The organism is Halobacteriovorax sp. (assembly GCF_041587335.1).
Taxonomy (GTDB): domain Bacteria; phylum Bdellovibrionota; class Bacteriovoracia; order Bacteriovoracales; family Bacteriovoracaceae; genus Halobacteriovorax.
Window position 1 is genome coordinate 1 of record NZ_JBFGYP010000097.1, and the last position, 11,856, is coordinate 11,856.

Here is an 11,856-nt window from a genome sequence, read left to right on the forward strand (position 1 = left end):
ATCATATCGGCATAACTTACTAGCCAGTCATCTCCACCGCCATCATCTTCTACTTTCTGTCTTTTTATGGCCATCTAAAACTCCTATTTATGCCGTAGCATTTTTCCAATCGAGTCTTTCTTTAGGTACTAAGAAAGAATTTAGCTCTTCAGCTACCAGTATAGGGTTAGACTTACTAATAATATGCTTTATACCTTCTAATACAATTTCATCTTTTGTATCCATTTGCTTTGAGATTTCATCTAAGTTCTCAGCTATTGGGATTACAACAAGATTGGCAACGATAACTCCATATAAAGTTGTAATAAGACAAACACCCATTGCTGGACCAATCTTCTTCATTGCATCCGCACCACCTAGGTTGGCTAAAAGGACAATCATCCCAATTGTTGTTCCCATCATTCCAAAAGCTGGTGGAAATTTACCTAGTGCTTTAATCTTTTTAGTATCATCATTTCTGAGGGCACCCATCTTTACTGCTCTTTGCTCTAGAATTTGGATTGCTTTATCTGTCTCTAGGATTCCATCTGATATGAGCTCCATAGCTTCTTTAAGGAATGGATCTTGTGCCTTATTGACAAGTTCTTCAAGACTTTCTCCGTTTCTATAGGCTTCACAGATTTTCATTACATCTTTTATTACTATAGTAGGGTCTACAGTCTTTCCCTTTAAGAATTGAGTGAAGAATATTTTAAACAAGCTTCCTATTTTATTCAGTTGAAAGGCAACAGATGTAGCGGCAAATGTCCCCCCTAACACTATGAAAAGTGAAGGACCGTCCAGAAAAATTTGCAGGTCTGGAGAAGAAAGTCTTAGCCCAACAAATAGAACAACACCCGATATTATTAAACCGATTAAGGAAAATATATTCATGGAAACCTCATAAGTATTTAAAGTTACGATCTCTATCGGATTGGATATAAAAAACTTTAAAGTAAAAACGATTACTTACTCATCTGGAAAAATATTTTTATACATAGGCCTTTTGTACAGTAGGTAAAAAAGTTCTGTTTAAGTTTCTAATTCCTCTATAATTCAATAGATAATCTCTAAATTCCGATGAAGATACTGATTAGGAGTTATTTTTGAGAATATTGTTATTTGCATTTTATTATCTTTCATTAAATTGCTTAGTATCTTGTGTTGGAACAGTTGAAGATCTTGACCCAGCATCAACTAAAGGGATTAATGTCGGTGGAAGCGATATCGCTTTCGATGGTATTTATGATGTTGAAGTTATAGCAAATGATAAAGTCGAGATATATTTTTATCCAAGTCAGCTTGATGCAAGAGATGTTACCTATGTCATTTCATATGATGGACTTTCTATCCCTAAGGCCGTGCCTGGAGCAAGTCTTAGGCCTGATTATCGTGGACTTCTAAAATATGTATTAACAGGTTTAGATACAAACAGAGAGTATACCTTTGTTGTTCAAGCGAAGGATGAGAGTGGGACGGAGAGTAACTCTACGCTTGTAAAAAAAGCACGAACATTTTCTAATCAAACTGCAAATTTTCTCGGAATTGGTGATGTCAAAAACTTACCTGGTTTTGATGGTCGAACGGCTCTGAAGGTCGAATGGCCTGCCGCCGAAAGAATAGGGAGTATCTTTGTTCCAAAAGAGCAAGATCCTATTCAGTATGAAATCACTCTTTTAGACTCTGATGTTGTGACTCCTGTAGCTTTTGATGATGACGTATTTGAAGAGCCTACTAGAAAGGTTGTTTTTGTTGGTGGAGAAAAAATCTCTCATCAGGTTAATGGACTACAACCTGATACGAAGTACTTTGTTAGAGTGCGTGCTATTCATAGTGGGATGAATGACTATGGAGCAGATCCAAGTTATTCAGCAGAACAAAATAATACCTATATACTAGCTTCTACTTTATCTGATGATATTTCTTCACTTGAAGTTGAGCAAGATAGCTTCGAAGTCGAAATCCCAAGCGGTGGAGCAGGGCTTTATTCGTTAAGTACTAAGTGGAAAGCTGCTGAAGGTTCAATAGATCATTATAGAGTATATTATAAAAAATCTAGTGAAGGCTCAGCATGGAGTTTTTACAAGTCATCAAGAGATGAAATTTGTAGTGGTCCAGAGGTAAGTGACAGTAGCTGGAACTGTACTAGTATTAGTTTTGAAAAAGAAAGCTTCACTATTGCTGATTTAACCCCATTTACTGATTACGATATAAACTTGATAGCTTGTGCGACTAGAAATTGTGAAGCTGGAAACTTTGTAGAATATAATTCATCTCCCCCTTATAAAACAAATCCTGGACATGCCAGTTTTGGAGGAATTACTGAAATTATAGGAGCTAAGTACTATTGGTCTTTAAATGAATACTACCTTCAACTCACACCACCTGACTTCAATTCTGGTGTTGCTGATGGAATACTTGTTGAACTAAAGGAAAGATCAACTGGACCAAGTGTAGATACTTTCTTAAATCATCCAGATAACCCGAGTGGACTTGATATTTCTGTAGCTAATTTTGACTATAGGGCAGCAACAGAGATTACAATAAGTGGAATTGATTTAAATGAAACTGTTCCTTATTGTTTTGAACTTGTTCCGTACTATTATGACAATGGGGTCATAGTTGAAAATAGAAATAATCCAGTTACCAGATGTAAACTACCTCAGCTTGAAGTTCCAACATTAGAGGACTTTACTGGTCTTGATGGTGCTGTACTTGACTCATCAACATCTACTGTTAACTTAACTTGGTCTGCTCCTCTTCAAGGGGTTTATGAAGGCTACCGTCTATATGTGAGAATTGATGGAGGAACTTTCAATTTCTCTGACGCAACAAGTGGAGATGCTAATTATATGAGTATAGATATTCCATACGGTCAGACAAGTTATCAAGCTCCATTTCTTGCCAATGGAAATTACACTTTTGGAATTCTTACTTATTACACATCAGATGGTACCGAGTTATTCTCCGAGGCCAATACTAATACTCAAACAATCACGGTAGGTCCGTAGAATGAAGAATGTTTTATTTACATTTATTTTAAGTTTTATTCTCTGCTCCTGTGTCGGGACTGTAGAAGACAAAAATCCGCAGGCGTCAAAGAACTTAAGTTCAGGTTCCGTTGATATTGCTTTCTCTGGAGTTACTGAAGTAATTCCTATCTCCGATAATAAAGTCGAGGTTTATTTCTATCCTGCGACAGGAAACTCTGCAGATATGACTTATAGAATATATGTCAATAATTCATCAACTCCAGAAGAGGTAAAAGCAGATAGTTTATTTATAAATAATTATGGTCAATATGTTTATACAATTACAGGCCTACGTGTAAATACTGAGTATTCATTTTCTGTTGGTGTTAAAAATGCGAAAGATGGGAGTGAGTCAACTCTTAACAAAAGTCTAACCACAAAAACATTCTCAAATTATACAGCAGACTTTAACGGAATTACTAAAGTGAGTCCTGCAAGTGGTGACCTTGGTAAAGAGGAAGTTATAGTCGAATGGATTCCAGCCGTTTCTCTTGGATCACCATTCTCACCTAAGCCAAATGATCCAGTGGCTTATGAAGTAAGATACATCTCAGCTGAGGACGGTTCACCAACTGACCTCCGAAATATTAATAACCCTGCTGTTGTGTCAGCAACACTACCTGCTTCTCTAGGATCTAATCCACAGTTAAGTACTGAACGAAAGAGAACAATTAGTGGGTTAAGCCCTGATCAGAAATATTATTTTATGGTTAGAGCTATCCATAAAGCTTACGTTGATTATTACGAGACTGAAGCAAGCTATAAAACAGAGCAGAATAATAAAATTTTATCGGTAACAACTCTTTCTGATTCAGGATTATTTGATTGGGATAACTCATCTGTTGTTTATGAAACACCTCTTGGGGAGCTTGCATTAACTAGAATGGATTTGAATTGGAAATCTGCATCAGGCCCTTTTAGTAACTATCGTGCCTACGTTATTAAAGTAGGTGAGCCTACAGATTCACTTGCAACAGTAGAAGCAAATCCAGAAACTTTAAATACTGCAAAAATTGATAACATGAATGCTTCTAATGACTATGTCGTTGTTGCCCCAGGAAGTAATTCATATAGATTATCCGGACTAGAGTCATACGCTTACTATAGAGCAACAATTGTTGCTTGTGTTACAGATGCGTGTACTCAGGGCTCTAGACTAATTGGCGACGAAGTTTTCTTTAGAGTTATCCCTGATATCGCTCCATTTTCTGGGGTTCTAGAAATTGAGGACCCTACAGATATTAATGCTCTTGATGAAATAGAAATTAACTTTGATTCACCAGTAATATCTGCTGGATATATTAATAAATTAGAAATTTATTGTTATGAAAATATTGACGACCCTTCACCTGAGGAGCTTGTTTACAATGTTACGCATTCAAGTACTAAAGCAAATTGTGATGGATTATTTAGAGTGACAAATTCTCCAGGTACTTCCAGTGGATTTGGTACATATACTACGGTTAAAATAAGAGGTAACTTCTTTTCAGGTTCTGAAGTCCTATCAGATAAGACTTACTGTTTTGGTGCTGTTCCAGTTATTGAGGGAACTAACTATGTTAAAAGAGATGTTGCAAATGCAATTGTAAGATGTCAGGTTTTACAAATTAAAGTTCCAACAAAAGAAGAATTTACTGGTGCAATAGATACGTGTAGTGCTGGCTCTGACAGTCTCTCAGTTGCATGGCAACCTCCAACTTCAGGACTCTATGATAGATATGAAGTCTTTTGGAGAGAGGATGATGGTACGGCTTTTAATTATACAGATGCTATTGCTGGTAATTATAATTCTACAGATGATCTCACTGCGACATCTTATACAATAACGAATTTACTACCAGGGAAGAAATATCAATATGCTGTTCTTTCGTATATCTCTGGAGCTCAGAAAAAATACTCTGAGGCAAATGCAAGTGTACGTGCATGTCAGGTGCCTCTGCCTGTTCCACGTTTTGTCGAATGGGTTGATATATTTTCAGTTGGGCCAAAGGCGGATGGCCTTGTTCCTCGAAGAGATAACCCTTCTCTTATAGATGAAAAGGTATACCTCTTTGAAACTCTTAATCAGTATGGTCAACCGCTTGAAGTTGATGTTACAGATTATTTTGGAGATGATTATTCTCCTTCAACTGCATTTGATAATCAATTCGCATCAATTTCTAGTTCTTTGACTCATCAGGGGACATATGGAAAGAAAGGTGCAGATGAAAGTAATACTTTCATGAATCAATACTCCAATTCTGGAATAGTTAGACTTGCATGGAAAGACATTACATTTAATTCTGGTATCAGTACTATGAATGACTTCGTTACTAGTTTTGAAACTGCACCATTAAAGCAAAACAGACTTTATGGTTATAAAGTTTATAGGTCTGATGACAACCAAAAGACTTGGGTTGATTTAACTAGCTCAAATTATGCTTTTCAAACAACTTTCAATTCAGGACCATTACATCCAATAAGCTATAGTGAATATGAGCGTCCAAATGAAACAGCGAAGACATTTGATGCAGTAATGTTCACTGATTACTCTGTAAAGCATGCAGGAGTTAATGGTAACGTTGCTAGAGCGAGAGTATATCATTATAAAATTGTTCCAGTCTTTAATGGGGAAGAGTTAAGATTCGAGAGAGAGCAGACCAATCCTCAACATATTATTAAAGTTATTCTCCCTCCTGAAAATATGGCATTAGTTCATAGACTTGTAGCAAATAGACAGACATGTTTGGAGCTTGGAAAGTCAATTGATGATGATATTTCAAATCATTATACTTGTAGCTGGGATGGTGTAGGAGCTAGAGGGCTAAGTGTTCCTTGGGTTCCTGGAACTACAGTATATGACTTTGGTAGTGATATGCTTATAGATCGTTATGAACTAGGGTGTAACTTCACTAGAGGTGATTACTCAAATCAAAATAGTAAGTTTGCCGCAAGTAATAGTGATTTCTTAGGGATAAGTGATTCAGGATCTACCTTCAAAGGGTGTTTATTTAAGAATGCCTCTTTGGCCCAAAATGAAAATGGAAACGAACCTTCAAGTGGTACATATACTGACTATTATGATTATAGAGTTGGTGACTGTATTGGTGAGAGTGAAGAGAGAATTTCTACAGCAACAACTACTTGTTCAGACAACACAACAACAAGTTTACAATATTTATATTTACCAGGTGTAGATAATACATCTAATTTAAACCTTTGTGAGAATGCAGATAATTTACATGTGAATTACTCTGATACATATAATTCACCTTTAACTAAGTACTCAGATCAGGTTGCTCAAAGTGAATACGGTGCTGTTTTTTATAACCGTAAACACAGAACTACAAATTGGTCTAATCCTGCAAGCTCTCTTAGAGCTGGTGGAGGAAATGAGGCCAGTCCAGATCGTTTGCAGTTTGAAAGAAATCAATATCCGTCAAGATGTATGATCAATATCCCTGTTGCTAATAACGATAGTGGCGCGAGAGGGGGAGGAAGATTGAAGCAGAGATGGATACCAGCAAATATGTTAAATGATTTAGTTTATGATGGGGATACTGTAAATAAGGTATCTCTTGCTGATAAGACTATGACTGAAGTTGAAGCTTTAAGTGAAATGTTTGATGGATCTAGAAACGCTGTTCCTGCTTCTGGTTATAGAAGTAATTCCGCGGCAAGAAGATTTGATCCGGATGCAAGTCCGATTGCAAGAATTGTTTCATCAAATGACTCTAAGTTACCACCTTTAAATGGTCTAGATCATGATAGTGCTGATATCTTTTGTTCTACGTACGAAGTTGAAGTAGGGATCCTCGATGATTCTTCGAGTACATTCCTAACTCAAGAGACAGCGGCATCTAAAAGGATGATGAGACGTACTGAAGGTATTGTTGCAGGAGCACACCCAAAAGCTTTTGATGACACAACTATTACTTCTTTAGAAAGTGGTTTGAGATCAGAGAGCCCTACTGGAAGTGGGGGTTCTATCTTCAATGGAAGTTGTAATTCATATGATAGAAGTATTACTCAAGGACAGCTGATTAGTACTGTTGAGGCAGGACTTCCTATCTCTGTGAGATCTCCAGACTCTCAAGTCATAATCTCTACAGATCAAAATGGTGCAGGACTTTTGACTGGGTCAAGTTTCTTTGATTATGAAGGAAATAGTTTTAGTACTCAATCATGTATTAGTAGATATGGATTACAAGATGTTATTGGTAATATGGAAGAGTATAGCTCTGAAAGATCTTTTTGTAACTATAGCGGAGAATCATTTTTAATTGGTACTTCTAGCCAAGCTGTTGGGTCAGTAGCTTATAACTCAGGTCAAAGCTACAATGATAGTAATTTAGAACCATGGGTACAAAGTGATCCTGATACTGGTCGATGTTCAACTGTAGAGACAGGTTCGGCAAGAGCTAGCTCGTTTAGCTCTGGTAGTTTCTTTATACCTGTTTTTGATTTCTTGGGTAACTTAAACACATCAATGGTTACGGCAACAAATGATGTGGATCAAAATAGTATTGGATATCTTAGAAACGGAGATGGTTACTTCTTAGATTTTGGTCAGGATAATTTAGCACCTCCGATTAGTATTCACGATACTCTTGCACTAGTTGATGAGTATCCTGTTACCTCTAGACGTCCAAGTGGAGCTAATGATCCAAGACGTGGAAAGTACTTTAGTCCAATTTCAGGTATTCCTCTTGAATGTGGTGATACAAGTTGTGCTAATGCTACAGATAATACTTCTATTTCAACTACGAGTTTACGTACGAAGTTTTCTCTAGCAGATACGGCCTTTACAGTTCCTGATTACCCTATTGGAAATAGTTTAATTACTTCTGATGGAATGTCAGAGATAACTAAAAATAAAGAAACAACTATATCTGCTAGTAACTCTTATGTTTATAGTATTACTTATTTAGATACTATAAATCCGAGTAATTTTGTTACTAGTTCTTCTAATGACTCTTTAGATATTGATATCTATAGGTCATGGTGGGTTGTTGATAGAAATAGTTATATTTACTCACGTAACTTTGGTGGGAAGAGTCGTACCAGTAGACCTGGCCGTTACAGTGCAAGATTTTTAGGAAAGAGTTCAGTGAATCAAAGAGCATCCTCTGATAATGGAGTACGGTGTGCTATTAGAATAAATGAGGGGCGTCCTTAAGATGTTTAAGAGCTTTGCTACATATTTACTACTTTGTTTAGTACTGCTTGGCTGTAAGCCTTTAGCAGAGGGAAATGTAAAGATCATTAGTGAAGGTGCACTTGGTTCAGCAACTGTAGAGGTTGTAGGTGGACTAGAGCGTGGAGAGTTTCTAATAGGTTCAGAGCCTGATGTCGTTACAGTTAAAGTCACAAATAATTCTAAGCATTTCCTTTCAGACTTAAGTTTAAGTCTTGATGAAGAGTCCACAGCAGGTATGAAATTTCATACTGTCGATGGTAAATCAGTTAGTCCTGGTTATCTTGGTACTTGTAGTGATGTTTTAAATAAAGGTGACAGCTGCACATTTGTTATTAGTTATAACCCTGCTATTAGCGGTGAGTTTTATCAAAATTTTAGTATTAAATTTAAAAATTTAGTGGATAGTGTTGTTGAAACACGTAAGCTAACTATGATGGCAGGTGAAGCGGCTTCTCTAATTTTTACCTCAGAAGAAGTTAATTATAGTTTTGGTATTTTAGAGAGAACAGAAAAAGCTGATTATATCAAAACTCTTATTATTAAAAATACTGGTGGCCTAACTGCTAAGGATATTAGCTTCACTACAACTAATGACCCTGGTTCTCCTGCCTATACATTATCAAGGAATACTTGTACTAGTACACTTCCTGCTGAAAGTTCATGTGAAATTGATATTCTTTTCACTCCTCAAAACTATGACGGCACAGCTCCTGATGGAAATGTTGATCTATTTTATTACGCTAATGTTTTGATTCCTTATATTAGAGATCCAAACGGGGGGAAATCTTCACTCAATGCGTACTTCACGACTAAGTCTTATAATATTAGAGGAAATATGCTTGTTGCTGGTTTATCAACAATCAACTTTGATGAGCAAATTGTAGGTAATTTTACAACTGAAACTTTCAGAGTCAAAAATGATGGAGATAAAGAGGCAATTCTACATTATCTAAATATCAAAAATGCTTCAGGGTCAATTGTCGCAAGCTGTGTAAAGGTTTCCGGAGACACTTTTTTAGAATGTCGTGATCCAGCTTCGATTGATACAGCCGGGAGCTCTCTTAGTCTTCCAATTCTTCCTTTTAAGGTTGAAGACGTTAATAGTTGTATCACTCCATATAACTCTCTTGATTACTTTAGAGATGCTGAGGGGGCACTATCTAGTTCTGATATAGTAGAAGTTGCAGGTAAAGTTGGTGAACTTCCTGGTGGGACATGTTTATTTAATATCATATTTCACCCTAGTACTACGTTTACTACGGGTGGAAATTTCAATAATTGGACAATAGGGCTTGCCTACGACACGACTTGGAAAAACCTAAGAGATCTAAAAGGCACACAATCTTCAGATGCCTCTCTATTTTCAATTGACAGTGCTGTTTATGCATCTGCAGCAAAGCTCTCTGCTGATACTTTTGAATATGCAGGAAGTTCTTCATACTCAAACTTAAATACAGATGATAATGGTGTATTTGAATATGACTTAGGTCGAGTTTCACTTATTTCATCTTCTGCTTATAAGCAGCCAACAAAAATTAAATTCAAAAATACTGGTGAAGATAGTGCTAAAATTTTATCCATTAAAGATGGTCAGGGAACTCCTTTTGAGTTTACTGCTACTTCTCAAGATATAAACTCATACTACCTTAGTGCTAGCCACTCGGGGTGTACATTTGTTGCTCCTACTGGTGGAGAGTGTGATATTAGATTTCAATTGGCACCTCTTGCTAGTACTAACGGGGATCCTTCAGCTGCTGAAAATGAAGAAAATTCAAATATGTATGATGATATAGTAAATCAAAAGAAAAAGTTTATACTAGAATACGAAGATGGAACTACATATAATGACGATCTTACTTTGAGGTCTAACCCGGTTCTTGAAGTTTATATAAGTTCTAAAATGATTAGAAAAGGGTATCTTGTTTTTGAAGACACTTCCTCTGAACAAGGGGTCATCTCTGGTACTAAGGCTTCAGGTAATACCGAGTTTTTTCATGTAAAATTAAAAAATGTTGGAACAGGAACTATTCCATATATTGAAGCAGTAGATGGTAAGAAATTAGAGAGAACTGTTTCAACCGCCTTCCCATATGAAATTGTTGATAGGGCCGGTGGTGAAGATGGAGCAGATAAAGATTGTTATGAACTTATCAACTTTGATAGCTCAAACCAACCAACCTCTGCAACTCCATATGGTAGTTCTTTAGCAGCTGGAGAGAGCTGTAGTTTATCTGTTAAGATGAAGCTTAGAGAAACAGACCGAAAATTAACTGCTGACTACAATAGCATCTATCCTGAGTGGGAGCGCTACTTCAATATTGCTAATGATAATACCGCTAGTGCGTGGGAATTTGATCGATACTTTAACTCTGTTAATAATCTCCTATCCTTTAGGTATTTTGATGGAGATGGAACACCAGATGTTGCAAATGGATATTCTCCTGACGTTGAAAACTATGGAAATAAATACACAATAAGTGGTGGAAATAATGGTGACTATAAATTAAATATTCGCTTTGGTGAGGCTGGTAAATTAATACCTAATAAACCAATGCCTTCTTCAAGTGCACTCCTTTCTAGACCGGGCTTCACATTGCCATCTATTCCTGCCGATGGTTGGGGAGGCTCTATTGATGCGGATAGCATTCAAATGGAATTTCAAGATTATTCTGAGTTCTCTGGTTTTCCTCCAGCTGTTCATTCTGGTTTTTCTATAAATCATGCAATGATGCTTGGTTATATTGATAACTCTAATGATTATTTTTATCATGCAGGAACATTTAACCCTTCCGGTACTTATGATGGTTCCATACAGTTGGAGACGAAAGGAAGTATAGGAGTTACTGATGTTACTTTATCTAGTGAGGTCGGTGATCCTGAAATTACAGTTAATCTTGATTCAAACAATAAATTAAATTTTACGTTCAGTGATACTTCAGGAAATGGATTTTACGCTAAAGATATAGTGATCCAATATAAAGGTGGATTGAGGAGTTTAGATGATGAGGCAAATTTAGTTTATTCTGATGTAATAAGCTCATTGAGCTTGAGAATCTTTGTTGAATTTGATTTTCAACCAAAATCTATATCTCTATCTTCCCAGGATTTTACAGTTTCTTATGATTCATCTACCGATACTGTTACTGAAACTCTTGATGGTGATACTGAAAGCTTCACGTTAGCTCAAACTGTTCTTGTTTCTGGAGAAGAATCTAACTTTAAAGCAATTAAAGGATCTGAAGTCTATGCTAAGAAGAGATTTACTGTTACCAATACAAGTGCTTTTCCAATTAATCAATTAGACTCGGTAATTAAGCAATCATTTGACTCATCTGTCGCAAGCAATCAAAGTGGGGGTGTTGGATACTCTATTACAGCAAACTCATGTCTCGGAGTCTCTTTAGCCTCAGGAGCAACATGTGATATTGATATCAAGTATGATGCCTCTACAAGTGAGCCAGATTCTACTATTCGCTATTTATTACTGACATATACCAACATACCTAATCAGTACGTATCAAGTGGTATAAAATTAGATTTTGCTTCAGCTAATCCTGCTGATGTCGTTGTTGCGAACACAAACTCAGAAAATATTAATAACTCTTCTGGTGGCGTTATTCAGGGATCATACCCAATTAATTTTGGATTCTATACTAACTCTTCACA

4 protein-coding genes are annotated in these 11,856 nt (G+C 36.5%); 3 read left to right on the top strand and 1 reads right to left on the bottom strand.

Features of this window, described 5'->3' with window-relative positions; all coding sequences use genetic code 11:
• Positions 1 to 87 precede the first annotated feature (87 nt).
• Positions 88 to 873, bottom strand: coding sequence for a motility protein A (locus tag ABX784_RS12365; protein WP_372655359.1), 786 nt, complete (start codon positions 871 to 873; stop codon positions 88 to 90).
• A 212-nt stretch (positions 874 to 1,085) separates the two neighbouring features.
• Here ABX784_RS12365 and ABX784_RS12370 point away from each other — a divergent pair, with 212 nt between their 5' ends.
• From ABX784_RS12370 to ABX784_RS12380, 3 genes are all read left to right on the top strand, one after another.
• Complete coding sequence (locus ABX784_RS12370) at positions 1,086 to 2,990, top strand: fibronectin type III domain-containing protein (RefSeq protein WP_372655360.1); 1,905 nt, start codon at positions 1,086 to 1,088, stop codon at positions 2,988 to 2,990.
• A 1-nt stretch (position 2,991) separates the two neighbouring features.
• A complete protein-coding gene (locus tag ABX784_RS12375; protein ID WP_372655361.1) occupies positions 2,992 to 8,169 on the top strand; it encodes a fibronectin type III domain-containing protein in 5,178 nt (1,725 codons plus the stop codon).
• Between the two features lies 1 nt (position 8,170).
• Positions 8,171 to 11,856: hypothetical protein (locus tag ABX784_RS12380; protein ID WP_372655362.1), on the top strand; the 3,686-nt coding region annotated here is incomplete at its 3' end.

What these genes read in the sequence shown, in the direction of transcription:
- ABX784_RS12365 (WP_372655359.1), bottom strand. Translation starts at nt 873, where the DNA reads ATGAATATATTTTCCTTAATCGGTTTAATAATATCGGGTGTTGTTCTA.
- ABX784_RS12375 (WP_372655361.1), top strand. Translation starts at nt 2,992, where the DNA reads ATGAAGAATGTTTTATTTACATTTATTTTAAGTTTTATTCTCTGCTCC.